30 protein-coding genes and 2 tRNA genes are annotated in these 23,628 nt (G+C 42.2%); 15 read left to right on the forward strand and 17 right to left on the reverse strand.

The annotated features are described in order from the left end of the window. Positions 1-100: 100 nt before the first annotated feature. Positions 101-185: transfer RNA gene (locus PWQ49_RS03225), tRNA-Leu, on the reverse strand. A gap of 101 nt (positions 186-286) precedes the next feature. On the opposite strand from PWQ49_RS03225, the gene PWQ49_RS03230 reads away from it, so the two are divergent. Continuing rightward, the gene (locus PWQ49_RS03230; protein WP_300607733.1) at positions 287-1,036 is read left to right on the forward strand and encodes an MBL fold metallo-hydrolase; all 750 of its coding nucleotides are present in this window, start codon (positions 287-289) and stop codon (positions 1,034-1,036) included. Between the two features lie 5 nt (positions 1,037-1,041). On the opposite strand, the gene PWQ49_RS03235 is transcribed toward PWQ49_RS03230, so the two are convergent. From PWQ49_RS03235 to PWQ49_RS03265, 7 genes are all read right to left on the reverse strand, one after another. Beyond that, a complete protein-coding gene (locus tag PWQ49_RS03235; protein ID WP_300607736.1) occupies positions 1,042-1,689 on the reverse strand; it encodes a metallophosphoesterase in 648 nt (215 codons plus the stop codon). A gap of 17 nt (positions 1,690-1,706) precedes the next feature. After that, on the reverse strand, positions 1,707-2,486 hold the full coding sequence (locus PWQ49_RS03240) for a TIGR00266 family protein (protein WP_300607738.1): 780 nt from the start codon (positions 2,484-2,486) through the stop codon (positions 1,707-1,709). A 96-nt stretch (positions 2,487-2,582) separates the two neighbouring features. After that, positions 2,583-2,816 carry a hypothetical protein gene (locus tag PWQ49_RS03245; protein WP_300607741.1) on the reverse strand — a complete coding sequence of 78 codons (234 nt, stop codon included), beginning with the start codon at positions 2,814-2,816 and terminating at the stop codon, positions 2,583-2,585. After that, complete coding sequence (locus PWQ49_RS03250; RefSeq protein ID WP_300607744.1) at positions 2,786-3,553, reverse strand: sugar phosphate isomerase/epimerase family protein; 768 nt, start codon at positions 3,551-3,553, stop codon at positions 2,786-2,788. Before PWQ49_RS03250 ends, PWQ49_RS03245 begins: the two co-directional genes overlap by 31 nt. 11 nt (positions 3,554-3,564) lie before the next feature. Beyond that, positions 3,565-3,990: an RNA-binding domain-containing protein gene (locus PWQ49_RS03255; RefSeq protein ID WP_300607747.1), complete on the reverse strand. Its 426-nt coding sequence runs from the start codon at positions 3,988-3,990 to the stop codon at positions 3,565-3,567. Further along, on the reverse strand, positions 3,990-4,532 hold the full coding sequence (locus tag PWQ49_RS03260) for a dephospho-CoA kinase (protein WP_300607750.1): 543 nt from the start codon (positions 4,530-4,532) through the stop codon (positions 3,990-3,992). Before PWQ49_RS03260 ends, PWQ49_RS03255 begins: the two co-directional genes overlap by 1 nt. A 123-nt stretch (positions 4,533-4,655) precedes the next feature. After that, positions 4,656-4,868, reverse strand: a complete 213-nt coding sequence (locus PWQ49_RS03265) for a hypothetical protein (RefSeq protein WP_300607753.1) — start codon at positions 4,866-4,868, stop codon at positions 4,656-4,658. Positions 4,869-5,119: 251 nt separating this feature from the next. On the opposite strand from PWQ49_RS03265, the gene PWQ49_RS03270 reads away from it, so the two are divergent. The 7 genes from PWQ49_RS03270 (at position 5,120) to nth (ending at position 10,493) form a co-directional block, all read left to right on the forward strand. Beyond that, a complete protein-coding gene (locus tag PWQ49_RS03270) occupies positions 5,120-5,527 on the forward strand; it encodes a DUF1284 domain-containing protein (protein WP_300607756.1) in 408 nt (135 codons plus the stop codon). 61 nt (positions 5,528-5,588) lie between these two features. Further along, positions 5,589-6,545, forward strand: coding sequence for a tRNA dihydrouridine synthase DusB (gene dusB / locus PWQ49_RS03275; protein ID WP_300607759.1), 957 nt, complete (start codon positions 5,589-5,591; stop codon positions 6,543-6,545). A 188-nt stretch (positions 6,546-6,733) separates the two neighbouring features. Continuing rightward, positions 6,734-7,279: a pyruvate ferredoxin oxidoreductase subunit gamma gene (locus PWQ49_RS03280; RefSeq protein WP_300607762.1), complete on the forward strand. Its 546-nt coding sequence runs from the start codon at positions 6,734-6,736 to the stop codon at positions 7,277-7,279. Then, the gene (porD, locus tag PWQ49_RS03285) at positions 7,279-7,539 is read left to right on the forward strand and encodes a pyruvate synthase subunit PorD (protein WP_300607947.1); all 261 of its coding nucleotides are present in this window, start codon (positions 7,279-7,281) and stop codon (positions 7,537-7,539) included. Before PWQ49_RS03280 ends, porD begins: the two co-directional genes overlap by 1 nt. Beyond that, positions 7,539-8,753 (forward strand): pyruvate synthase subunit PorA, encoded by a 1,215-nt coding sequence (porA, locus tag PWQ49_RS03290; RefSeq protein WP_300607765.1) that lies wholly within the window; start codon positions 7,539-7,541, stop codon positions 8,751-8,753. The genes porD and porA overlap by 1 nt, the downstream gene beginning before the upstream one ends. Next, positions 8,750-9,625, forward strand: coding sequence for a pyruvate synthase subunit PorB (gene porB, locus PWQ49_RS03295; protein WP_300607768.1), 876 nt, complete (start codon positions 8,750-8,752; stop codon positions 9,623-9,625). Before porA ends, porB begins: the two co-directional genes overlap by 4 nt. Positions 9,626-9,854: 229 nt before the next feature. Further along, complete coding sequence (gene nth / locus PWQ49_RS03300; RefSeq protein WP_300607771.1) at positions 9,855-10,493, forward strand: endonuclease III; 639 nt, start codon at positions 9,855-9,857, stop codon at positions 10,491-10,493. 186 nt (positions 10,494-10,679) lie between these two features. Here the strand turns inward: nth and PWQ49_RS03305 are convergent, their stop codons facing one another. Beyond that, positions 10,680-12,104, reverse strand: a complete 1,425-nt coding sequence (locus PWQ49_RS03305) for a ribulose-bisphosphate carboxylase (protein ID WP_300607774.1) — start codon at positions 12,102-12,104, stop codon at positions 10,680-10,682. Between the two features lie 307 nt (positions 12,105-12,411). Between PWQ49_RS03305 and PWQ49_RS03310 the strand changes: the two genes are divergently transcribed. Genes PWQ49_RS03310 through PWQ49_RS03320 form a run of 3 tightly spaced genes read left to right on the forward strand, consistent with a single transcriptional unit; the run spans position 12,412 to position 13,242 of the window. Beyond that, on the forward strand, positions 12,412-12,555 hold the full coding sequence (locus PWQ49_RS03310) for a hypothetical protein (protein WP_300607777.1): 144 nt from the start codon (positions 12,412-12,414) through the stop codon (positions 12,553-12,555). Further along, positions 12,548-12,937 (forward strand): molybdate ABC transporter substrate-binding protein, encoded by a 390-nt coding sequence (gene modA / locus PWQ49_RS03315; RefSeq protein WP_300607780.1) that lies wholly within the window; start codon positions 12,548-12,550, stop codon positions 12,935-12,937. The genes PWQ49_RS03310 and modA overlap by 8 nt, the downstream gene beginning before the upstream one ends. Next, positions 12,922-13,242, forward strand: coding sequence for a substrate-binding domain-containing protein (locus PWQ49_RS03320; RefSeq protein WP_300607783.1), 321 nt, complete (start codon positions 12,922-12,924; stop codon positions 13,240-13,242). Before modA ends, PWQ49_RS03320 begins: the two co-directional genes overlap by 16 nt. 105 nt (positions 13,243-13,347) lie before the next feature. On the opposite strand, the gene PWQ49_RS03325 is transcribed toward PWQ49_RS03320, so the two are convergent. The 6 genes from PWQ49_RS03325 to PWQ49_RS03350 form a co-directional block, all read right to left on the reverse strand. Then, positions 13,348-13,419 (reverse strand) — tRNA-Ala (locus PWQ49_RS03325). A 28-nt stretch (positions 13,420-13,447) separates the two neighbouring features. Next, positions 13,448-13,717: an elongation factor 1-beta gene (locus PWQ49_RS03330; protein WP_300607786.1), complete on the reverse strand. Its 270-nt coding sequence runs from the start codon at positions 13,715-13,717 to the stop codon at positions 13,448-13,450. Positions 13,718-13,727: 10 nt separating this feature from the next. After that, positions 13,728-13,892, reverse strand: a complete 165-nt coding sequence (locus tag PWQ49_RS03335; RefSeq protein WP_300607789.1) for an HVO_2753 family zinc finger protein — start codon at positions 13,890-13,892, stop codon at positions 13,728-13,730. Positions 13,893-13,966: 74 nt separating this feature from the next. Continuing rightward, positions 13,967-14,599: an amino acid kinase gene (locus tag PWQ49_RS03340; RefSeq protein ID WP_300607792.1), complete on the reverse strand. Its 633-nt coding sequence runs from the start codon at positions 14,597-14,599 to the stop codon at positions 13,967-13,969. Continuing rightward, the gene (locus tag PWQ49_RS03345; RefSeq protein WP_300607795.1) at positions 14,599-15,576 is read right to left on the reverse strand and encodes a hydantoinase/oxoprolinase family protein; all 978 of its coding nucleotides are present in this window, start codon (positions 15,574-15,576) and stop codon (positions 14,599-14,601) included. The genes PWQ49_RS03340 and PWQ49_RS03345 overlap by 1 nt, the downstream gene beginning before the upstream one ends. Next, positions 15,573-16,499, reverse strand: coding sequence for an ATP-grasp domain-containing protein (locus PWQ49_RS03350; RefSeq protein WP_300607798.1), 927 nt, complete (start codon positions 16,497-16,499; stop codon positions 15,573-15,575). The genes PWQ49_RS03345 and PWQ49_RS03350 overlap by 4 nt, the downstream gene beginning before the upstream one ends. Before the next feature lie 94 nt (positions 16,500-16,593). On the opposite strand from PWQ49_RS03350, the gene PWQ49_RS03355 reads away from it, so the two are divergent. From PWQ49_RS03355 to dnaJ, 4 genes are all read left to right on the forward strand, one after another. Further along, a complete protein-coding gene (locus tag PWQ49_RS03355; protein ID WP_363321800.1) occupies positions 16,594-17,001 on the forward strand; it encodes a heat-shock protein in 408 nt (135 codons plus the stop codon). A gap of 84 nt (positions 17,002-17,085) precedes the next feature. Beyond that, positions 17,086-17,679: a nucleotide exchange factor GrpE gene (gene grpE, locus PWQ49_RS03360; RefSeq protein WP_300607803.1), complete on the forward strand. Its 594-nt coding sequence runs from the start codon at positions 17,086-17,088 to the stop codon at positions 17,677-17,679. A gap of 75 nt (positions 17,680-17,754) precedes the next feature. After that, the gene (gene dnaK / locus PWQ49_RS03365) at positions 17,755-19,620 is read left to right on the forward strand and encodes a molecular chaperone DnaK (RefSeq protein WP_300607805.1); all 1,866 of its coding nucleotides are present in this window, start codon (positions 17,755-17,757) and stop codon (positions 19,618-19,620) included. Between the two features lie 63 nt (positions 19,621-19,683). Next, positions 19,684-20,889: a molecular chaperone DnaJ gene (gene dnaJ / locus PWQ49_RS03370; protein ID WP_300607808.1), complete on the forward strand. Its 1,206-nt coding sequence runs from the start codon at positions 19,684-19,686 to the stop codon at positions 20,887-20,889. A gap of 252 nt (positions 20,890-21,141) precedes the next feature. On the opposite strand, the gene PWQ49_RS03375 is transcribed toward dnaJ, so the two are convergent. Both PWQ49_RS03375 and PWQ49_RS03380 read right to left on the reverse strand, forming a co-directional pair. Further along, positions 21,142-22,566 (reverse strand): 2-oxoacid:acceptor oxidoreductase family protein, encoded by a 1,425-nt coding sequence (locus PWQ49_RS03375; protein WP_300607811.1) that lies wholly within the window; start codon positions 22,564-22,566, stop codon positions 21,142-21,144. A gap of 2 nt (positions 22,567-22,568) precedes the next feature. Next, complete coding sequence (locus PWQ49_RS03380) at positions 22,569-23,627, reverse strand: 3-methyl-2-oxobutanoate dehydrogenase subunit VorB (RefSeq protein ID WP_300607814.1); 1,059 nt, start codon at positions 23,625-23,627, stop codon at positions 22,569-22,571. Position 23,628 lies beyond the last annotated feature (1 nt).

The raw sequence follows: 23,628 nt of genomic DNA on the forward strand, positions 1-23,628 counted from the left end.
AAAATGAGTTAACATTTTTAGAGATTTAATTTACGGTTGTGTTCCCAACATACACATCCCCGTACAAAAAATTCAGGTTAACTATATCCCAGAGAATATGTGCGAGGGGAGGGATTCGAACCCTCGAAAACCTTCGTTACCGGATCTTAAGTCCGGCGCCTTTGACCTGGCTGGGCAACCCTCGCAAAGAGTGCAAATAAATTAGCTGAAGATAATTTGATTATATTTATATACACCGTTCGGTGTAGTAATTAAAGTTAAGTTACTTAAGCCTTATTCTAAAATTATGAAGTTACAGTTCCTTGGTACTGGTGTGGGAATCCTGCAACCTGACAAGGTGCAATCAGGGTTTGTTGTTGAGCCTAATTATGGCAGACCCTTGCTTTTTGATTGTGGAGCAGGGATTCTCCAGCGTTTTTTTGAAAGCGATTATGATCCTCTTGATATAGAAGCCATCGTGCTATCCCATTTGCATCTAGACCATGTTTCTGATGTGCTTGCGCTGCTCAAGAGCCGCTGGCTTTGCGATAAACCGGAATGTCGGATAATAGGACCAGAAGGCACTCAGGACTGGCTTGACAAAATGTTTGATGTTTATCCCTATCTTCAGAGAGGTTTTGATATAACTGTAACAGAAATGAATCCTGATATCGAGCTTGACCTTGGCTGGAACTGCAAACTCAGCTGTGCTCCAGGAATACATAGTGTTCCGTCTCTTGGATACCGGCTTGAAGAGGGAGACAGTGCTTTTGTTTATTCTGCTGATACCGAACCCTGTGACTCAATCATGGAGCTCACAAAAGAAGCAGATGTCCTGATTCATGAATGTTCATTCCCACTTAATTTTGAAGTCACTAATCACACAACCCCTGACATGCTGGCTTCCTATTTGGATAAAATTGGTGCTGACAGACTCTATTTGACACATCTTTATCCACATATGCAGGGTCATGAGGAAGAAACACTGGAATTTCTTCTCAAGGATTTTGAAGGGGATGTGGAGATTGCAACAGATCTTCTTAAAATCGAGATATAAATATTTCAGACCTGAATCATTGTAACGTTTATTTTGTGTGAAGCAGCATCAAGGTCAATCAGTGCAGCCGAACCATCCGATGTCATACCCGTATTAATCACTGTGGTTCCCTGCTTCTCCATAACTCCCCTGTCTTCATGAATATGGCCGCTAACAATAAGATCCACTTTGCCAAGCATCCGGGAGATTGATTTGCATCCTACATTTTTGTTATTTACTCTGTCAAGTGTCCCAAATGGTGGTGCATGGCTCAAAAGGACTATGTAGCCATGGTTCTTTTTTGCATCTGAAAGGAGTTTTTCAAGCGATAAAGCTATGTCCTTCTCCTCAATCTCAAATGGGGTTTTGAAAGGAGTGGGGTTGGAACCACCAATTCCAATAAAAGTAACATCTTGGAATACCTGCACCCTTTTGTGCAAATTAATTGCGTCTGATTTCTCAATAGTATCAATAATGCTGCGAAGATCACAATTGCCGGGGATCGCGAAAACTGGAACCTCAAACATGTTCAGAAGTTCCAGTGCGTGATCATCTGGACCAAAATTGGTGATATCCCCTGCGACAATTACAAGGTCAATATCACCGCTTTTATCAAGAATGTCCGGTATTCTGCTAAAGTTACTGTGAGTATCAGATATTGCAAGAATACGCATTATTGTATCCCCTTGGTTTAGAAGTTGCGATCGCCGCCTAAGATACCTCCAAGTGCACCCTCGCCGATTCCTGAGATACCTCCACGCTCGCCACGCTTCTGGGCGCCAATTCCGGTGGCTGCTACAATCCTGTCAGCCAGTCTTGAGAACGGAAGACTTTGCAGATACACGGTTCCGGGGCCTGAAACTGTCGCAAGTACGACACCTTCTCCTCCAAAAAGTGCGTTCTTAAAACCGCCTACAAACTGGATATCATATTTCACAGATTCCGAGAAGGCTACTAGGCAACCTGTATCTACTCTCAGGGTATCACCGGATGCAAGATCTTTCCGGACAATTGTGCCACCTGCATGGATAAATGCCAGTCCATCTCCTTCAAGTCGCTGGAGAATAAATCCTTCTCCTCCGAACAATCCTGCACCGATGCGTTTGGAGAAAGCAACTTCAACTTCAATACCATTGGCAGCACACAGGAATGCATCTTTCTGACATAGGAAGCTTCCACCATGTTGAGATAAATCAATCGGGATGATTTTTCCAGGATAAGGTGCTCCGAATGCAACACTTTCCTTTCCGCTTCCTTCGTTTGTGAATGAAGTAATGAAAAAACTCTCTCCGGTTACCATTCTCTTTAAACCCTTAAACAACCCTCCCCCTGTGGAGGTATGCATTTTGATGTCAGAAGACATGTACATCATTGCACCCGCTTCTGCTCTTACGCTCTCCCCGGGATCAAGCTCGATTTCCACAAGTTGCATGTCTTTTCCAATTACCTCGTAATCTATCTCATCTGCCATGTTCAATAATCCTCCAAAACAAGCTTATAGAAGTATAAAGTCGGAACAGTAATATATTTTTAGGCATTGTTCATTAAAACATAGCGATTTTTATTTTTATATTTCATCAAGAGCAAAGAGCAAAACAGAATAATTAAGTATTTCAAAACTTTTTATATTATTCTTAAAAAATCTCTTCAGTCTTATTAGAAAGTGTCTAAATATAACTGATATTATGGAGCTCATAGATGGGAGCAAAATTGTAGTTTGTTTGCTTATTGCAGAATCCTTAAAGGAAGGAGTTTTTCTGGTTGAAACATTTATTGGATAGCCTTCAGGAATTCCACGCACCGTTTTCCCTCGTCAAGATCTTTCATTTCGGTTACCATAAACCCGTCAAAATGCTCTAATTTCTCAAAGACATTTTTCCAGTTAATATTCCCGTCTCCCAAGGGTAAATGTTCGTCATGCTTTCCCTTGTTATCGTGAATGTGACAATGCGCAATTATGTCCTTGCATCCGTCCAGAAACTCATCAACAAACCCAGTGGTGTTTGCATGACCTATATCCAAAGTCATTTTCAGGTTTTCAGTCCCTGCTTCATCAATAATTGAAAGTATGTCTTCAGGAGTCTTTCCAAAAACCATGGGGATTTCCGGCATGTTTTCGATGGCAATCAATATACCATGTTCTTCACCGCTTTTTGCAAGTTCCTGCAGGGACTTTACACAAACCATACGTGCTTTTTCGGGAACCTGTGATCCGTAAGGGGAAAGATATCCGGGATGTACAACGGCAAGTTCGACAATGTTGGCAGCATTGCTTAATGCCTGTTTCATCTGTCTCATTACTTCCTGATGGAGATTTTTGTTGAGCCCTGCGAGGTTCATATCAGAAAATGGCAGATGCAGTGTTATTCCAAGATCTGTCGTTTCAGCAATGTCTTTTACTAGCAGGATATTTTCATGAGTAAGTTCCTGTTCTCCCTCATGAACTATTTCCCATCCCTCATAACCGATGTCCTCCAGAAGGTATGCCCAATCGAACACCTCTCTGCATGAAGCCCTGCTTGAAAAACTCAATCGCATATTTACACCTTTTAATCATCAGGCATCGGATTTTCAAAAATAGGTTTTCCTTCTTCTGTAGGTGGTGCAAGCCAGTCTATTACTTCTTCAAGCTTTGCTTTTGAATCATCAAGAATGCGAACATTGATATTTCCCAGTACCCCTTCATCTGCTGGGAAGCTGGCTTTTCCTGCATAAGCAGCCTGTTTGTTTAGCTTGAACGTGAATGAAGTCTTGTTAGCTTCAAGGTTTTCCATCATTGGCATTCTGGCACTGTCAAGTATTTTCTCTTTTCTGAGCATTTTGTGCAACTTTAGAAGGGAATCGAGTTTTCCATATCCCTGGATTTTGTCATCAAAAACTTCCAGTTTTACTGTAAGGACATTCTCTATGGCTTTGCGTACTTTCTCCACATCTTCAGTGGGAAAAAGTTCAGCCCATACTTCAACAGTTACCATTAAAGGTTCTCCAGTGTATTTCGGATCTTGTCTCTTAAATCAGAAAGTGTAGATGTATTTTCAATTGTAATATCGGCGGCTTCAATGGCCTTGGCAAGACCCCACTTCATTTCTCTTTCGTCTCTGCGTTTGAGGTCTTCAAGGCTTACCATATCATCATCGCTGCGCTTTCTTTGCAGGACACGCTCAAAACGCATCTTAAGAGGTGTATCGAGGAAAATAAGGAAAAAATCATCACCAAACTCTTCCTTGAATAATTTGACTTCGGCGATTCCCCTGATTCCGTCAACAACTACAATCCTGTCATCGGCTTTTCTGATTTTCGGAATGCAACGAATTGCAACTGCATCCATTCCCTCCTTCGCACGAAGATCATTCGCCACTGCCCCAGTGTTTGCATCTGTGGGTTCAAGTCCACGGCGTTTAACTTCTTCGCGGATGACATCACCCATGTTGATGACCTCGATTCCCATTTCACGTATAACTTTTGATGCTTCTGATTTACCGGAAGCCGGCATGCCGACAAATGCGATAATTTTCATAATAAAACTCCTGTTATTAACTCAGTGAATTTTTGATTTTACCAGTATCCCGGATACAAGCTCAAGAAGTTCTATCAGTATTGATTTTGCTTCTTCTACATCATCAACTCTTCTAATAATTACCTAACCGCTGCTGAAAAACTTCATCTCAACGTTTTTGAGGCTGATTATCAACATATCAAGCTTTTTTGAATAAGAACACACAAATCCATCTTTGTCCTTCAGCTTTTCATACAGAAGAGCAAATTCCGGTTTTTCGTCAAGGTACGCAATGACCCTGAATTTATTCGGGTCAGACGGGCAGGGAAGCACCTTTTCTATCCTGTTGATTTTCATGTTTGTACCTTTAAACTATATTATTTCATTTTTAAGGCGAATAAAAATCCTTTCTTGAAAAATGACTTTATGTGGTATATCGTAGTTAATAGCATTTCACTTTTAAATAAATAGTACATACAGGTTTTCATCCTTGTAAGTTTTGGATTATAAATATATTTATAATATACTGAGCTGAAATGCCTGCGATAATGAAAGTGCAAAGGACCGGCAGTCCTCAAAAAACAAATAAATAATACCAGCAACCACCCATGAGAAAAATAAGAGCGCATCACCTGCTTTGTATGCAGGGATTCCAGGGATATGGATACAGTCCTGATTTTGTTGAAAGGATGAAACATATCATTGAAGTCATGTATTCCGATTCCTCGGATGACGTAGAAATCGTAAGCTGCTGCGATGACATATGTGACTGTTGTCCGCACAACGTCGAAAACGTCTGCCAGAAAACAGGTGACAACGGGAAAAATATTCGGGAAACGGATGCGCTGATTCTCAGGAAACTCGGATTCAGGGAAGGCTATTGTGCAAACTTCATGGATCTGATCCGGTATGTGAATCGGCAGCTTGACAAAGATGACGTGTTGGAAATATGCGGAGAATGTGCATGGAAAGAAAAATGCCTCTGGTATATGAAAAACGTGGGCTTGAAATATTGAAACGGCCCGGTCTTAATTTACCAACCGGTCACATGACATGGAATTTTTCAATGAGGAAGTTATGAAAGCGGGAAAAACATTTTTTCAGGGGAATTTAATTCTCGCCCCAATGGCTGATGTTACAAACAGGGCGTACAGGGTACTTTGTAAAAAGTATGGCGCCAGCTATTGCATTACTGAAATGGTGAATGCAGATGCAATAGTGCACGACAATTCGGGAGCATTTAGGAGAGCTGAAAAAGCTGATAACGAAGGTCCTTACGGGATACAGCTTTTTGGCAGTGAACCGGAAACAATGAGAAAAGCTGCTGTAATTCTTGTGGATAAGTTTAGACCTTCAAGCATTGATATTAATCTGGGATGCCCTTCACCGGCAATCAGAGGCTGCGGAGCAGGATCGGCTCTACTGTCATTTCCAGATAAAGTACATTCCATCATAAGTTCAGTTTCTGATGTTATCGACATCCCGGTTACTTCAAAAATTCGTATTCTTGACAGCATTGATGCGACACTGGAAATTGCCCGCGAAATTGAATCCGCAGGTGCCAGTGCTCTGGCTGTTCATGCCCGCACTGCCAGTATGGGATATTCAGGGATTGCAAATCACGAATTCACACGTCGGATCTGTGAGGAGGTTTCAATTCCTGTTATTGCAAACGGAGACATCGTAAATGGCCAGACAGCAGCAGATGTGCTTGAATATACCGGTTGCCATGCTTTGATGATAGGGAGGGCTGCACTGGGTGACCCTGAAATATTCCATCGAATAAAATGTTATCTCAAAAATGGTGAAATTGTTCAGACGCCGTCCTTTGAAGAGAAACTGCTCTGCCTTTCAGAATATTTCCAGTTGCTTGAGGAGTTTGATCTTATGTCCCATGTGAATTTACAGGCACATACGGCATGGTTTTTGAAGGGCTTTAGGGGTTCAAGAAAAATACGTTCATCGTTGCAAGGTGTAAGGGATCCTCAGGTAATTCTGGACAATCTTCGAAGGCTATGCAACAATATACCTTAAACGATGAGTGCAGTCTAAAAATCTCTTTTAAGGATATTTGTAATTCGCATATTCACCGAAAGACTAAATAGTAATAATGATTGTACACAATTAAACATTGAGGATATGAGTCCCTAACATTTTTTGATGTGTGTTGTGGCTCTGATTTATATTCAATCTAATTCCCGTTATTATTGTGGAGAGTTAACATGAAAGAAATTCGGATACACGGAAGAGGAGGACAGGGTTCAGTAACTGCTGCTGAGTTGTTAGCGGTTGCTGCTTTTGAAGATGGCCAGTTTAGTCAGGCTTTCCCAGCATTCGGTGTGGAAAGGCGTGGTGCTCCTGTTCAGGCATTCACTCGCATAAGTGATGTTCCTATAAGACTCAGAAGCCAGGTTTACGAACCCGATTACGTAATTGTTCAGGATCCCACTCTGCTTGAAGTTGTGGATGTTGTAAAAGGTGCCAAGGACACGGGTGTCATTATTATTAACAGTGAGTTTGACCCTGAAGAATTTGACCTTAAGACAAATGCAAAAGTTATGACTGTAAACGCCACGAAAGTTGCTCTTGATATTATTGGCAGGCCTATTGTTAACACTGTTTTACTGGGCGCATTTGCAGGGGCTACCGGCGAAATAAAACCAGACTCCATTGTGCGTGCAGTTAAGGAAAGGTTCCCTGGCAAGATTGGGGACAAAAACGCAGAGGCTTTGATTGAAGCTTACAACCAGATAAGAGGTGATGCATGATGAGCATAAGGGTTGGCGGAGTTTGTGATCCGGGCTCTACCCGCATAAACAAAACTGGCGGATGGAGGACATTCAGGCCGGTGTACGATTATGACAAATGCGTCAAATGCAAATTGTGTGAACTATTATGCCCCGACATGTCAGTACTTGAGAGAGAAGATGGATACTTCCAGTTTGACTATGATTTCTGCAAGGGGTGTGGGATTTGCGCCAATGAATGTCCAAAGGGAGCAATATCCATGGTACTGGAGGAGAAATAATGGCAGTTATTCGTGATCTTAACAAAGACAAGATGGATGTTGTGGAAGGCTCATATGCGGTTGCTCATTCCGTAAAAGTGTGCAAACCGAATGTCATCTCAGCATACCCGATTACTCCACAGACACACATTGTGGAAGATCTGTCACAATTCATTGCAGATGGCGAGATTCCAAACTGTGAATATATCAATGTGGAATCCGAGTTCTCTGCTCTTTCCGCACTTGTAGGCTCTTCCGCAGTAGGTGCAAGATGTTACTCTGCTACCACATCACAGGGTCTGGAACTTATGCATGAGGTACTTTTCAATGTATCCGGGATGAGGCTTCCCATCGTCATGACAATTGCCAACAGGGCTGTCAGTGCTCCCATTAACATCTGGAACGATCAGCAGGACTCAATTTCCCAGAGAGACACAGGCTGGATACAGCTTTATGCAGAAGATCTCCAGGAAGCATCTGACATGCACGCACAGGCATACAAGATAGCAGAGGATAAGGATGTCATGCTTCCTGTTATGGCATGTATGGATGGTTTTATTCTCTCCCATGTGTATGAACCCCTGGTGCTTCTTGAACAGGATCTCGTGGATGAATATCTTCCTCCGTATGAGCCAGAGTACAAACTCGATCCGAAAAACCCGATGACTTTTGGTTCTTTTGCTGATCCGGAATGCTACACCGAGTTTAGATATCTCCAGCAGAAAGCAATGGACAATGCACTTGGTAAGGTTGAGGAAGCTGCAAATGACTTCTATAAGACATTTGGTCGTTACTATGGCGGTCTTATTGATGAATATGAAACCGAAGATGCCGAAATTATCCTGATGGCAATGGGTTCTGTCATTGGAACAATCAAAGAAACAATTGATAAGCTCAGGGCAAAGGGTGTTAAGGTCGGTCTGCTTAAGGTCAGAGCCTTCCGTCCCTTCCCGGTGGAAGCTATCCGCAACGCCATCAAGAATGCAAAAGTCGTTGTTGCAATTGACAAGAATATCTCACTCGGTCTTAATGAGGGTGCTTTGTTCACTGAGACAAAGGCAAGCCTTTACAACACCAGCATTGATGTGCCGGTTATCGGACGTATGATTGGTCATGGCGGTCGTGACATTCCGTTAAGTACTATTGAGAAGATCATTGATGATGCCGTAAATGTTATGAAATCAGGCATATCGGTTGAGAGCCAGTATGCTGACTTGAAGGAGGAATTGCTATGAATTTCCTGTTTAAATCGGGACACCGGGGATGTGCAGGCTGCTGTGACGCAATGGTGGCCAAGTTCACCCTGATGGCCGCAGGTGAGAATTGTATTGTCGTTTCCCCGACTGGATGTCTTGAGGTTATGACCACTCCTTACCCTGAATCTGCATGGGGTGTTCCGTGGATTCATTCATTGTTTGAGAATGCCGCTTCTGTGGCTTCGGGTATTGAAGCTGCACTTAAGGCAATGGGCAAAGATGACACTAAGGTTGTCGCAATCGGCGGTGATGGGGGTACCATTGACATCGGTATGCGTGCAATTTCCGGTGCATTTGAGAGAGGTCATGACATAACCTACGTATGTATTGATAACGAGGCATACATGAACACTGGTGTCCAGAGGAGTGGTGCAACACCCTATGATGCATCCACAACCACCAGTCCTGCAGGTGCTATCTCTTTTGGTAACAAACGTCCAAAGAAGGATATGCCTGCAATAATGGCTGCACATGGTGCACCATACATAGCAACAACTTCACTCGGTTACCCAAAGGACATGATCAAAAAGATCAAAAAAGCCATTGATGTGGAAGGGCCTACCTATATTCACGCACATGCACCGTGTACAACAGGATGGGGATTCGACAGTTCCAAGACTGTGGAAGTTGCCAAGCTTGCAGTCCAAACCGGTCTCTGGCCATTATACGAAATGGAAAATGGTGAGATCACCTCTGTAAAGAAAATCGGCAAGCAGAAAAAACCTGTTGAGGATTACCTCAAAATGCAGCGCAGGTTCAAACACCTGTTTACCAAGGAAGGTGGCGACGAGGAACTCAAGAAGATCCAGGCAATTGCTGACGAAAATATTGTTAAGTTCGGGTTGGAATAAACCCGAAATCTTTTCTTTTTAAACATCTCCAGATGATCTATAAGAGATTCTGCATTCTTGAAATTAAAAGAGAGTAGAAGGATTTTAAAACTCATTTCCTGTTCAAATTATTTATTCTACTTCTATTTTCAGGTCCACCTAATTTTCTATATGTGACACTTTTTCCAATACATGTATCGGGAAACGCCACCCCATATCTTTATAGTCGCAAAACACGTATGTTAGCAGCATGATCCCCGATAACCGCTCCAATTTTCCCGCCATTTGGGAGATTCTGAAAAAAGAATATCCCAACCCGCAAGCCGCCCTTCATTTCAGTAACCCGCTTGAATTGCTCATAGCAACTATTCTTTCTGCCCAGTGTACTGACGCACAGGTGAACATGGTTACCGAGAAGCTTTTCAAAAAGTACAGGACTGTGGAAGATTTTGCCAACGCCGATCAAGAAGCTCTTGAGAAGGAAATCTATTCAACGGGATTCTACCGCAACAAAGCAAAGCACATCAGGGAGAGTGCACAAATAATAATCACTGAATTTGGGGGTGAAGTTCCAGACAACATGGAAGACCTGCTAACGCTTCCGGGAGTTGCCCGTAAGACTGCTAACATTGTACTTGCAAGGGGTTTTGGGATCATCGATGGTGTGGCAGTTGATACTCATGTCAAACGCCTCTCGGGAAGACTGGGCCTGAGCAAAAACAAGGACCCTGTAAAAATTGAGAAAGACCTCATGCAACTCACCGACAGGGAAGAATGGGATGATCTTTCCATGACCTTCATCCTACACGGACGCAATGTTTGCGATGCCCGCAAGCCAAAATGTGGGATTTGTAAGATTAGCGAGCTTTGCCCTTCAAGTCTGGTTTGAAGAATATTTTTGTATGTTCCCTCCAACCAATCCGACAAGTTCACAAAAAAACAATAAAAATAAGTTCATTAAAATTGATATGAAAAGTATAAAAAACAAATTGTACCAGATGTTATGAACAAAAACAGAGGATAAAAATAAAAAGAGGAGAGGTCAGGAACATATATACTGACACATGAATCATCATCAATCCTCTGAGAAAAACTCAATGGCTTCTGCCAGTTCCTTGTGGTCTTTAGCATATTCATGGATATCAATGCCCTTAAGATATGCCTCACATGCCTGGACCAGTGCTCTTGCACCTGACTGGGTACCGCCGGGATGTGCATGAACTCCTGAACCCATTGTTGTGATGAAATCTACGTTGCCCATTAAGTCAATGAAGGGTTTGAGCCTTACTGGGTTGAGACCTCCGGATACGATGGGACAGCATTTCTTCATGCCTCTCCAACTATCGTCTTTGAGGATTACATGATGCGCCATGTCTTCGTTTACGAGATTGATGGCATCTTTGTCTGATTCCATGATCTTCGACCATGCCTGCTCAAAGAAATGGCCTTCTGATCTGAGATACTGGATCCCATGTGCTGCAACAACATCTTCCTCAGGAGTGCCTTTCATTTTTCCAACACCGGCGGTTCCGGTGTGGATTCCTGAGGCACCCGCTAATCGTGCGAATTTGGAGAGGACAAGTACTGAGAATCCCAGTGGGTTTTCGGGTCTGGTGAAGGCACCGTGCGCCGCTCTATGGAAGTGCAGGAATACGTTAGGATACCTGCGCCTGAGGGTCTGAACCGCCATCCAGCCGGCAGTAATGCCGTCAATGAGGAAAGCATAGCTTCCGGGTTCAAAGCCGGCATTGATAATCATTTCACACCGCTCGATCATGGTGTCAAAGTCGGCTGATGATACATTGAATGAGTGGACTTTCTTCTTTCCGGTTTCCTTAACGGCTTTGTCCATGGCTTCCTTGACATGGGCTACCATCTTATCGTATGGACAAAAGTCCTGATTTGCCTGGGGCTCGTCGTTCTTGACGAAATCCCCGCCACCTACCCAAAAGTCGTAGCAGACTTCAGCGTATTCTGCTGAGGTAAGTCCCATCTTTGGTTTGACAATGGTACCTAGAATCGGTCTGTCATAGATATCAAGGTATTTGCGCATGTCGTCCACTGTGTAGCTGGGACCGTCATACTGCTCAAGCATGGATGGTGGGAACCAAACGTCCAGCAGTTTTAATGCGGATACCTCTTTCATGCCGAGAATGTTTCCTACTATGTAAGTAAGGATGTTCTGGACATTTCCCCCCCTGTCAAAAAGTCTCCAAGGGTAGGCAATCCAGACCAGATTCTTCTCAAGATCAAGCTGATAAACCAGCGCATTCATGGTTCTGGAAAAAGGAGTTTCAGTGTTTACTTTGAAGTTTGTACCTGTGGATGATTCTGCTGCAATCTCGGCTGCCGCCTGAAGTATGTTCAGTTTTCCTCCGGGCACAAGATGAAAAACCCCGAGAAGATATTCTCCATTTGTTGGTTCAGGAAGGTCAAGGTTTACGTAAGCTGCCTGTTTTGAATCGAGCGATTTAACAAGTTCTTCAATGATCAAACTCATAATTAGAAATACGGCGTGAGACATATTTTAGGTTTTGGAATGTTTTTGAGGTAGAGACTACCAAGTCATCTAATTTTTCCTTCCCATTCAGTTTTTTGAATCTTGTTTAACTTTCCACGTAGAATCCAGATCCACAAGGTAGAGTTGAGTGTATCTCCAAGGAAGCGAATAATGTTGAGATGCTCGCATATTATGCAAACTATATATAGTTGCAGTAACTAATTACCGTTTGGTTCACCAATACCTAACGCAGTTGATAGCGTTTTTAACTAAATTATAAAATCTAATCAAAAAACAGGTAATTTCAATGGATAAAAAGAATCAGACCTTACTTGTGGTTACTACAGCAATCATTATTGTCATAGCTCTTCTGGCTTTCTTAACTAATTCAGATTATGACGAACAGGAAACCTATCACCATCAGAATATCTGTGTCTGCGGTATTGGTTGAAGCTTTCACAGATATAGAAAAAGAGTTTGAAGCTGAGAATCCAGATATTGACCTCATCATGAATTTTGCAAATGCTGGTTCTTTAAGAATGCAAATAGAAGGAAGACCCATCGATGTGTACGCTCCAGCAGACCGAGAACAAATGGACATTCTGGCTTCGAATGGTTTCGTTTATAACGATACCCGGAAAGACTTTGCAGGGAGCTACCTTGTGTTAATAGTTCCAAAGGGCAATGTTCTTAACCTAAGGACCATAGAAGATCTTTCAAATCCTGAAGTACAAAAAATAGCATATACAGATCCCGAAGCTTCAACTGTGGGCAAGTATGCAAAACAATCGCTGATTGAAAAAGCTTATGGGACAGCGTGCAACATAAATTGATAATAGGTGACACGGTAAAACAATCACTGGTTTATGTAGAGAGGGGAGAAGTTGATGCCGGATTTGTTTTCATAACAGATGTCAATACTGCAACACCGGACACTATAGAAATAGTAAGTTCTGTACCAGTGAGCGAAACTATTTACTATCCCATAGCTGTAGTTACATCAACCCAGCACCCGATAGAATCTCAGATATTTGTAGATTTGTCACGGGAGAAAAAGGTCGCTCAATATTGGAGCAGTATGGGTTCACAATTCCAAAACATGATTTTGAAGATGTTTAATCCGCCTTCGACAAAGTAGGAAAAATGCCTCTACACTTCATTTTCTATAGTAATGTACATATTAGAATGGACGCAATTCAGATAATAAAAACACGACATCTTCTGAACTATCAAAACTTTTTAGTGGACTTGGCGGGATTCGAACCCGCGGCCTTTACGTTGCGAACGTAACGATCTTCCCCTGATCTACAAGCCCTAAAAAATAAAAAAACGTTGGAAAAGCCTCAGACAGGCCTTCCGAGTTCAACTACCTGTAAACTCTCAACACCATCAATGTTGTTGATGGCTTCCTCAACTGATTCGGTACCTCCTTCAAGGTCACCAACTAGAATTACTACTTTGAGAGCTTTAAGACCAAAGGCAACAGGCTCTATTTCAGAGCCATAGAGTTCTGCACCTTCAGGTAAAACTTCTACTATCTTTTCCTTGATAGCGTCGAGGTCAGTGTCAACGCTTTCCGGCATTATCTTTATTGTTGCTGCAACATCTCCCATAATTAATACCTCAGGGTCCAACAAATCCACATTTTGGACAAGTATAAGGGTTACTCTGTTTTCTACACTTTACGCATCTCCCGAGTTCGGTTCCACATGTTGGGCAGGGGAATCTTGCGAATCCTTTCTCTTTCAACTGGATGCCACAGGAGGTACATTTTTCTACTACTTTCATCCTCTGTCTCCTTTTATTAATAATGTTAACAAAATGGTAAGTATGACGGTTTGAGTACATAATCAATATTACATTTAAATATTCCCCTTGATGAGGGTTCCAACCGTTTTTTTTCCCTGCAGGTAATCAAGCAGCCGATCAGGGTATTTTCCGTTTGTGACAAAACAATCCATTCTTTTCTCATTGAGATAATCTGGAAATGAGATGTCAACGCATGTTTTTTCCATACTGGAGAGTTTTTTCGCATATATCTCGTCTACAAGTTTCTGATCCACTAAAATCCCGTCGACATCAGTTACCTTGACAAAATCCGCATTTGTCTGTGCTGCGAAAAAAGCTGCAATCGTATCAGACGTAACATCCCATGAATGTGGAAGAGGATCATGTTCTTTCAGGAAAGAATATGGAAGGAATATTGAGAGTGGATGGTTATTGTTTTCAAGAGACGCTACCACAGGAACATCTGCTTTTTCAGCAAGGTAATACCCATACTGCTCCATTGCGAGAATTGCCATCCAATGACTTGAATCAGAACTCAGTTTAAGCTTGTCGTCTGCTTCCCGGATGAAGTTGGCAAACATTCCTCCGCCCGGGATAATTAGTATCTTTTTTTCAAACAACTTCCTTTTGTCAGCAATATGTTTCATGAGCTGTGGGGCTTCTTCAATTAAGCTTCCGCCGATTTTGATTACAGTTTTTTCCATCATTAAGCTTCCAGCTCCATCTCAAGTAGCTTTGCCACCGCATAAGCAGGAAAAACCTTTGAAATATTATTTTCCCATCGCTGTGCAATGGAAAAATATTCCATATCCATATTATCACAAGCTTCTGCTATCAGGAATTCCCCCAATCCTGCACACACAACAGTATCAATGTGATGTTTCCTTGCAACTTCACGGATTCCGTCCTGAATTTCCTTGATCTGCTTTTCCTTTATAGCAAGAGCGATTTGTTTAACATCTTCTGAAGAGATGTCTTTCAGGTCTGCGCATACAACACGCGCAAGTCTTCGGGAAGCGTCCTCAACAGTTTTTCCTCCTCCATCAGCCGTTTCACATGTATAGGACTCTTCATCAATATTCCCCAGTAAAAGATATGCATCAGCGGTCGTTGCAAAAAGCTCCGAAGAAATCCTGCAATTGCCTATCTCAATATTTATCCTGTCCAGAACAGCTGCTATGTTAGTTCGCAATATTCCCTCATATAGGAGTTCCCCATTTGCCAGCCTCTCGGTATCCGTTGTATGGGCAACGGGTTTTCCATTCTTGATGGGGATTATGTCGCAGGTTGTACTTCCCATATCCACAAAAATAGCATTTCCCACTTCCATTCCAATTAACCGCGCAGAAGCAACCCAATTGGCAGCAGCCAGCCTGCGGGGTTCTGAAATCTCAGTGGTAAAATCTCCGGAAACAGTCATGTAGTATGTGTCGCCTTCAAAGTTTTCTTCCACAGAATTTACGATTTCCTCTACGCCGGCATCTTTATTTTCATAGCAGTCTGCCAATTCACCTGTCATGACAACCGCAAGCTTATCGGGGTTATGCTTTTTGACGACATCTCTAAGGACTTGGGGTAGAGATGTTTCTTTCCAGAGAGGTACATAATAAAGTTCGGCAGTTATTCCGTCCGACGACGCAATTTTTGTGTTTGCCCCTCCAATATCGATTCCAATTATGTTCATTTCAGATCCTCTTTAGTGAAAGTAACAGTTCCTTCCACTACTACTGATTCAGGTAAATTATTGTCCTTTGCAAGTAGCAGGAGTTCTGCAATTTCCGTTTTCAATATTTGCTTAATTCCGACCAGAGAAGTCGTAGGTCTGGGATTAATATCTATAACATAAGGTTTTTCCGCAAGCACTATATCAATTCCTGTATATCCCCGGCAACCAAGTACTCGAGCAGCTTCTATTGCTGTGTTGATAACTTCTTCCCTGCGTGATGTTACATATGGAGTTACGCTTCCTCTATAATTAATACACGCATTTTTTTTATTTTCAACGATTTCGATTATCTGTTTGTTAATTGTCAATGGGAGTATTGAGTCAGAACAAACAAGGCTTACGCTGAGTTGCTCTCCCTCCATATATTCAGTTGCAATATATCCATCCTTGAGATTTTCTGTGCCATTGACAATTGAAACATTTTCGGAGGCACATCCAAATCTTGGTTTTACAACGTATCTTATTTCAGCGTTCATTCCCTTCTGCTGGGCAACAGTTTTTGGTGAAGGTATGCCGTTCTCTTCAAGTATACGGCTACATTCAAGTTTGTCTGCACACTTGTTGATTACTTCAGGTCTGCAACCAAGATTGATTGTGTTCTTTTCCACAACTTCAGTAAGTTCCGCTAAATAGTCATCCGGTGCAATGACAAGTGCAGCATCACATTTCATGGATAAATCTTCAAGTGATCCCATGAGATTTTCTTCATTGCATAGCTTCATTACTCCGCACTCAATGGGAATGTTTGCGGAGGTATAAATCACTTCATGTCCCGCATTTTCAAAGGATGCCGTAAGACATTGAAGCATGGCTTTTCCCTCTATGAGGTATGTGCCATCCATACCGATGCTAGTTGCGTATTCGGAGATGAGAATTTTCATGTTTGCTTAACTTCCGTTATTGGATATATGGCTTATTCGTTCTTGATTAAGAATATATACTATCAATACAAATTTTATCCCGAGAGGGATGGATATGGAACTATCAAATAACCCATTCTTTCAGGCAATAGGTTTATCCTTTGCCATGGCAATTTTTATGATCGGTATGGCAATGGGAATTATGCAAATGGTTTCTACTAAAGTCAGTCCGATTCCATTAGCATTGGTGCTGCTTATTTTTGCGGTAATTTTCATTATTGGATCTGTATTCTTTGAGAAAAGAGGTGCCGATCAAATTGGCTCCCTGGCTGGAGGGGCTTTTATTTCTGTAATTGCAACTTTTGCATTGCTATCCTTTTTTGGGGGGATAAGCTTTGCTTTTACAGATGCTTTTCTTGCACTTGGTTGGGAAAATCTGGTGTCTGCTCTTGCGGTTTGTATGATTGCAAGCATGTTGATTCTCAAATTTTTGTCTTACAGGCTTGATTCTAACTATCAGTAAAGCACACGATACCGCAAACTATTTATAGAAGTACATTCAATCAAAACCATTGTATTACACTTTAAGCTTACGGAGATATTCGTAATGGCATGCAAATCCAAAAGAAAGAAACAAACCGATAAAACAAGCGATACACCAGAGACGCCAGACTCTTCCGTAGCAGATGAAGATGAAATTGAGACTGTCAAAGCTCTTCTTGAAGAGAAAAAGGGGGAAGTTTCGGAATTAAAGGAACAACTGTTGCGCCAGAAAGCTGAATTTGACAACTTCAGGAAGCGAAGCAAACGTGAAATGGATGATTTCAGGAAGTATGCGCTTGAAAACATAATTCTTGATCTTCTGGAAGTATGCGACAATTTTGAGAGAGCCTTAACCTCTTTCAGGGATGCTGAAGACGTTAAATCCGTGATCAATGGAGTGGAAATGATATTCAAACAACTTATCTCCATTCTTGAGAAAGAAGGCTTGAAGAAAATCGAATGTGAAGGGAAAGAATTTGATCCACATTTACATGAGGCATTGCATCACGTGAAAAGTGATCAGTACCCTGACAATACCATTGTAGAAATCTGCCGACCCGGCTACGAGTTTAACTCCAAGGTAATTCGTCCGGCCATGGTTACGGTTTGCCAGAACCCTTCAGATCAAGATCAAGATCAGGATAACTCCAAAGATTGATTATCCTGATAAGATAAATCGAAATGTATAACAATAGTAATAATCATATTAACAATTTTCAAAGAGGTAATTAACATGGGTAAAATACTTGGAATTGATTTGGGAACTACAAATTCATGCATGGCAGTGATAGAAGGTGGGGAACCTACTGTTATTCCAAATGCAGAAGGTGGAAGAACAACTCCTTCAGTCGTAGGATTTTCCAAAAAAGGGGAGTTACTTGTGGGGCAGCTTGCCAAAAGGCAACTGATAGCAAACCCTGATAACACCGTAAGTTCCATCAAACGTCATATTGGTGAAGCTGATTACAAGGTAAGGCTAAATGGAAAAGATTATACTCCCCAGGAAATTTCTGCAATGATCCTCAGGAAACTGAAAGAGGATGCAGAGAGTTATCTGGGTGAAAAAATAACCCAGGCAGTAATAACTGTTCCTGCATACTTTAATGATTCTCAGAGGCAGGCTACAAAGGATGCTGGAAAAATCGCCGGTCTTGAAGTTCTCCGGATCATTAATGAACCAACTGCAGCAGCCCTTGCCTATGGTCTTGACAAGGAACACGGAGATCACAAGATACTTGTTTATGATCTGGGTGGCGGAACCTTTGATGTCTCAATTCTTGAGCTTGGAGACGGAGTATTTGAAGTTCTTTCAACAAGTGGAGACACGCATCTTGGTGGAGATGATTTTGACAACAGGATTGTTGAATACATCGTAAGCGAATTCAAAAAGGAAGAAGGTATTGATCTTTCGGCAGACAGAGCCGCGATGCAGCGTCTGAAAGATGCCGCAGAGAAAGCAAAGATTGAGCTATCCGGAGTGTTAACAACCAATATAAACCTTCCCTTTATAACCGCAGATGCCAATGGGCAGCCCAAACACATTGATCTTGACATCACAAGGGCTCAGTTCGAGAAGATGACTTCAGATCTCATCGATAAGACAATTGACTGTATGAAACAGGCTCTTAGCGATGCAAAATTGAGCCCTGCTGATATTGACAAAGTGCTTCTTATCGGCGGTTCCACAAGAATGCCCATTGTCGTAAAGACTGTGAAAGAAGTTGTTGGAAAAGATCCTTATAAGAATATCAATCCAGATGAAGCAGTTGCTCTCGGAGCTGCCATTCAGGCAGGTGTCCTTGCAGGAGAAGTCAATGACGTCTTGCTTCTGGATGTAACCCCTCTAACCCTTGGTATCGAGACGCTTGGAGGTGTTGCAACTCCGCTAATTGAACGTAACACTACTATTCCAACAAAGAAGAGCCAGATATTTTCAACAGCTGCTGATAACCAGACATCCGTAGAAATTCATGTACTTCAGGGAGAACGTGGCATTGCGTCTGCAAACAAGACTCTAGGACGGTTTATTCTCGATGGAATTCCTCCTGCGCCACGTGGTGTGCCACAGATTGAAGTTACATTTGATATTGATTCCAATGGTATCCTCAATGTAAGTGCAAAAGACCTTGGAACAGGTAAGGAACAATCCATTACCATCCAGAAACCAGGTGGTCTTTCAGAAGAAGAAATTGAAAGAATGATCAAGGATGCGGAGGCTCATGCTGAAGAGGACAAGGCTAAAAAGGAAGAAATTGAGATTCGCAACAATGCTGAATCCCTTATAAGTTCTTCTGAGAAAGTTCTCAAGGAGGCAGGGGATGTTGCAACCGAAGAGCAGAAGTCCAAAGTTGAATCTGCTTCAGCCGAACTAAAAACTGCTCTTGAAGGTTCCAATCTGGAGGACATAAAAGCCAAGACTGAAGCCCTTCAGGAAGCATTGTATCCAGTTTCAGCTGCTATGTACCAGAAAGCTCAGCAGGAAGCTGAAGCAACACAAGCAGAAGGATCAGCATCATCTGAATCTGCTGCCAAAGGATCTACCGGATCCGATGAAACTGTAGTTGACGCAGACTTTGAAGAAGTAGACGATGAGAAGTAATTTTACAGGGAACTTTTTATCCCTGTAATTCTTTATTTTTATCCCTGTTTGAGGTAATCCACCATGTCTACGCAAAGGGACTATTATGAAATCCTTGGTGTTCCAAAAGACGCTTCGGAATCCGAGATCAAGAAAGCTTATCGTAAGCTTGCTATGAAGCATCATCCTGATAAAAGCAAAGAGCCAGATGCCGAGGAGAAATTCAAAGAAATATCGGAAGCTTATGCTGTCCTTTCCGATAAGGAAAAAAGAGCACAGTATGATCAGTTTGGGCATGCTGGCATTGATAGCCGGTATTCAACTGAGGACATTTTCAGGACTGCTGATTTCGGAGGATTTGAGGATATTCTTGAGCATATCTTTGGAGGTGGCTTTGGAGGATTCGGCGGTTTTGGTGGATTTGGAGATCAGAGGAGTACACACCGCAGGCCAACAAGGGGTTCCGATCTTCGCTACGATCTTGAAATAACTCTAGAACAGGCAGCTTTTGGTGACAGTGTCCAAATTCAAGTCCCTCGTACTATAAATTGTGAAGCATGTAATGGTACCGGGGCAAAGGCAGGGACTTCTCCGATCAACTGTTCCAAATGCAATGGAACCGGGCAGGTGACCCATTCCCGGAATACACCCTTTGGTCGCTTTATGACTACCACTACCTGCGACCAGTGTCATGGTACTGGAAAAGTTATCGCATCTCCCTGTCCGGAATGTCATGGCTCAGGAAAAGTTAGGAAAACTAAGAAAATTGCAGTCAAAATCCCAAAGGGTGCCGATACCGGTCTGAGATTAAAAGTTGCTGGAGAAGGTGAAGAAGGCTCACCTGGTGCTCCTTCAGGTGATCTCTATGTTGTATTGCATGTGAAACCCCACGATATGTTTGAGAGAATTGGTGATGATATTCTCTTCGAACAACCTATTAGCTTCGCACAGGCTGCGCTTGGCGGAAGTGTGGAAGTTCCTACACTTTATGGTAAAGTAAGAATGAATATTAAACCAGGAACTCAAACACACTCCATCATGAGGTTAAAAGGAAAGGGTATGCCCCATCTTCATGGTCACGGACAGGGAGATCAGCTTGTGAAGGTTGTTGTTAAAACCCCCACAAACCTGACAAAAGAACAGAAAAAAGCCCTTATGGAATTTGACAGGTTGTGTAGGGGAAACGAAGACAGCAACAAAGGTGGAAGCGTTTTTGACAAGTTTAAGGGTACCTTTGAATCCCTTTTTCTAGATGATAAAGCTTCAAAATCAAATCCATTGGCAGAATGAATAATTTGTGGGATCTCGTGGAGATCCCTCCTATTATAGTTTTCTGAAATATGTAAGCATCCGTAAGTTTCGATTCCATTATGGATTCTAAAGAAACTATATAGTTATCCTCAGATAACAACTGTGTTTTTGTTATTTCAATTTACCACAAAGCCTGATGTAATGTAATAGTGATTACTTCAGGATAACTGCGTTTCTCTATATCCATGATGAATGGAATTTGCATACGAGAACGTCTTTTAAAGACTATTTTTAAAGGTTCTCCATGGCCCACTTTGCTCCGGCTTTGAGCATATTTTGGTTGAAAGATATGAGCTTTTCTTTTTCTTTAAAAGTTTCCTCAATGGCTGCCACATAATTCTCCATACTAAGCCTTGTAACCCCGAGATGCATCAGTACCCCAAGCATTACGGTATTTGCTGCCTTCTCAGAGCCACCTTCTTTTGCGATCTGTGTGGCAGGCACATTTATAGCTCTTACATCAGTGGGTGCTTCAAAATTCCCGACAGTGGAATCATAAAGAATTAATCCTCCTTTTTTGACATCTGAGGCAAATTTTTCCAGTGATGGAAGATTCATAGAAATCAAAATATCGGATTCATAAACAACCGGTGATCCGATAGCTTCCCCCGAAATAACCACTGAACAGTTAGATGTCCCTCCCCGCTGTTCAGGACCATATGAAGGATACCATGAAGTAAAACGCTTCGCATGACAACCGGCTCGGGCCAGAATTAATCCCATGCTCAGTACACCCTGTCCTCCGAAACCTGCTATTTTTGTAAGTACGGGTGTAAATTCAGGATCTTCCACCGCATCCGGAGAGGCAGAACTATCAATCTTATAGAGATTATCGATACTTTCCTTTGAATAATCACTAATCAGGTGTGGTAGAGGCTCCCTTTCATTTGTGAGGTCTCTAAAGTTGCCTAAAGGAAATTCCTTTTCCATTTCCTCGTTAACAAATTTAGCACTCTGTTCTGCATTTTGCTTCAGATTAGTTGGACAAGGCGCAAGCACCTCTACAAATGCATAACCTTTACCATCCCTCTGGATTTCCAGAGCTTTTCGGATTGCTTTTCTCGCCTTACGGATATGAGATATATCAGAAACTGATACTCTCTCAATAAATACAGGACCTTCCAGAGTATTCAGAAGTTCACAAATATGAAGTGGATATCCAGCAAATCTGGGATCCCTACCTGTTGGACATGTTACTGTTTTTTCACCGATAAGTGTAGTAGGTGCCATCTGACCGCCAGTCATTCCATAAAGTGTATTGTTCACGAAAATAACAGCCATTTTTTCTCCGCGATTTGCAGTTTGGATTGTCTCATTCAGACCTATGGATGCTAGATCACCATCACCCTGATAGGATATAACAACTGCATTCCCTTCGGCTCTGGAAAGGCCGGTACCTACTGCCGGAGCTCTCCCGTGGGCTACCTGCAGATTGCCACAATCAAAATAGTAATAAGCAAAAACGGCACATCCCACAGGGCTTATAACCACAGAACGCTTTTGTATATCAAGTTCGTCAATTGCCTCTGCAATAAGTTTATGGATGATTCCATGACCACACCCAGGACAATAATGCGTAGCTTTCGGTGCTGCACCTCCCTTCCGTGTAAATTCATCATACATCGAATTTGGCTTCTTGATAACCTTTTCTTCCATTTTTATTCTCCTCTGCCTGCAAGTTTCCTTATTCTATTTAGGATCTGGTCCATTGTTATGAGATTGCCTCCCATACGGTTTACAAGTTCCACAGGTCTCTTGGAACCTATGGCAAGTTTTACATTTTCCTGCAATTGGCCATTGCTCATTTCCACCGCAATAAACTTAACATCCTTTTCTGCCAGTTCAACAAGCTTTTTTTCTGGGAATGGAAACAGTGTTATTGGTCTGAAAAGACCTGCTTTGATTCCTTCATTGCGAGCAAGTTCAACTGCAGAGCGACAGATGCGGCTGCTTATACCATAAGCCACAAGTACGATTTCAGCATCCGATAGCAGATATCCCTCAAAATCAACTTCATTCTTCCTGATAATTTCATATTTTTTCTGAAGCCTGTAATTGAAATCCTCAAGCTCATTGAAGTCAAGGAAAATAGAAGTTACAAGGTTTTTGTAGGTTTCTTCATTACCACATACAGCCCATGAAGTATCAATCACCGGTTCAACAGCAGATTCAGGGAATTTCAGGGGTTCAACCATTTGTCCCAATACACCATCAGCCAACACAACTACAGGGTTGCGATATTTTTCTGCAAGTTCAAAAGCTTTCATTGTAAAATCACACATTTCTTGTACTGAATTGGGTGCAAGAACTATATTCTGATAGTTTCCATGTCCTCCGCCTTTGACCACTTGGTTATAATCTCCCTGTTCCGGTCCAATATTACCCAACCCCGGACCTGCTCTCATAATGTCAACAATAACACAGGGAAGCTCTGCACCTGCAAGATAGGATATTCCTTCCTGTTTCAGGCTTATACCCGGTCCGGAAGATGCAGTCATTACCCGGTGACCTGCTGCTGCTGCTCCATATACCATATTTATTGCAGCCTCTTCGGATTCTGCCTGTACAAATTTACGTCCCAGTTTTGGGAAAGTACGGGAGGCTTCATGAAGAATTTCACTTGCCGGTGTTATAGGATAACCAAAATAGCAGTCACATCCTCCGTATAATGCACCTATTATCACTGCAGCATTGCCTTTTGTCAACTGTGTTGCCATT

The sequence above is a fragment of the Methanohalophilus sp. genome (assembly GCF_030156785.1).
Taxonomy (GTDB): Archaea; Halobacteriota; Methanosarcinia; order Methanosarcinales; family Methanosarcinaceae; genus Methanohalophilus.

Coding starts and splice junctions, on each gene's coding strand:
- PWQ49_RS03230 (WP_300607733.1), top strand. CDS start 287: ATGAAGTTACAGTTCCTTGGTACTGGTGTGGGAATCCTGCAACCTGAC.
- PWQ49_RS03235 (WP_300607736.1), bottom strand. CDS start 1,689: ATGCGTATTCTTGCAATATCTGATACTCACAGTAACTTTAGCAGAATA.
- PWQ49_RS03240 (WP_300607738.1), bottom strand. CDS start 2,486: ATGGCAGATGAGATAGATTACGAGGTAATTGGAAAAGACATGCAACTT.
- PWQ49_RS03250 (WP_300607744.1), bottom strand. CDS start 3,553: ATGCGATTGAGTTTTTCAAGCAGGGCTTCATGCAGAGAGGTGTTCGAT.
- PWQ49_RS03255 (WP_300607747.1), bottom strand. CDS start 3,990: ATGGTAACTGTTGAAGTATGGGCTGAACTTTTTCCCACTGAAGATGTG.
- PWQ49_RS03260 (WP_300607750.1), bottom strand. CDS start 4,532: ATGAAAATTATCGCATTTGTCGGCATGCCGGCTTCCGGTAAATCAGAA.
- PWQ49_RS03265 (WP_300607753.1), bottom strand. CDS start 4,868: ATGAAAATCAACAGGATAGAAAAGGTGCTTCCCTGCCCGTCTGACCCG.
- PWQ49_RS03270 (WP_300607756.1), top strand. CDS start 5,120: ATGAGAAAAATAAGAGCGCATCACCTGCTTTGTATGCAGGGATTCCAG.
- dusB (WP_300607759.1), top strand. CDS start 5,589: ATGAAAGCGGGAAAAACATTTTTTCAGGGGAATTTAATTCTCGCCCCA.
- PWQ49_RS03280 (WP_300607762.1), top strand. CDS start 6,734: ATGAAAGAAATTCGGATACACGGAAGAGGAGGACAGGGTTCAGTAACT.
- porD (WP_300607947.1), top strand. CDS start 7,279: ATGAGCATAAGGGTTGGCGGAGTTTGTGATCCGGGCTCTACCCGCATA.
- porA (WP_300607765.1), top strand. CDS start 7,539: ATGGCAGTTATTCGTGATCTTAACAAAGACAAGATGGATGTTGTGGAA.
- porB (WP_300607768.1), top strand. CDS start 8,750: ATGAATTTCCTGTTTAAATCGGGACACCGGGGATGTGCAGGCTGCTGT.
- nth (WP_300607771.1), top strand. CDS start 9,855: ATGATCCCCGATAACCGCTCCAATTTTCCCGCCATTTGGGAGATTCTG.
- PWQ49_RS03305 (WP_300607774.1), bottom strand. CDS start 12,104: ATGAGTTTGATCATTGAAGAACTTGTTAAATCGCTCGATTCAAAACAG.
- PWQ49_RS03310 (WP_300607777.1), top strand. CDS start 12,412: ATGGATAAAAAGAATCAGACCTTACTTGTGGTTACTACAGCAATCATT.
- PWQ49_RS03330 (WP_300607786.1), bottom strand. CDS start 13,717: ATGGGAGATGTTGCAGCAACAATAAAGATAATGCCGGAAAGCGTTGAC.
- PWQ49_RS03335 (WP_300607789.1), bottom strand. CDS start 13,892: ATGAAAGTAGTAGAAAAATGTACCTCCTGTGGCATCCAGTTGAAAGAG.
- PWQ49_RS03340 (WP_300607792.1), bottom strand. CDS start 14,599: ATGATGGAAAAAACTGTAATCAAAATCGGCGGAAGCTTAATTGAAGAA.
- PWQ49_RS03345 (WP_300607795.1), bottom strand. CDS start 15,576: ATGAACATAATTGGAATCGATATTGGAGGGGCAAACACAAAAATTGCG.
- PWQ49_RS03350 (WP_300607798.1), bottom strand. CDS start 16,499: ATGAAAATTCTCATCTCCGAATACGCAACTAGCATCGGTATGGATGGC.
- PWQ49_RS03355 (WP_363321800.1), top strand. CDS start 16,594: ATGGAACTATCAAATAACCCATTCTTTCAGGCAATAGGTTTATCCTTT.
- grpE (WP_300607803.1), top strand. CDS start 17,086: ATGGCATGCAAATCCAAAAGAAAGAAACAAACCGATAAAACAAGCGAT.
- dnaK (WP_300607805.1), top strand. CDS start 17,755: ATGGGTAAAATACTTGGAATTGATTTGGGAACTACAAATTCATGCATG.
- dnaJ (WP_300607808.1), top strand. CDS start 19,684: ATGTCTACGCAAAGGGACTATTATGAAATCCTTGGTGTTCCAAAAGAC.
- PWQ49_RS03375 (WP_300607811.1), bottom strand. CDS start 22,566: ATGGAAGAAAAGGTTATCAAGAAGCCAAATTCGATGTATGATGAATTT.
- PWQ49_RS03380 (WP_300607814.1), bottom strand. CDS start 23,627: ATGGCAACACAGTTGACAAAAGGCAATGCTGCAGTGATAATAGGTGCA.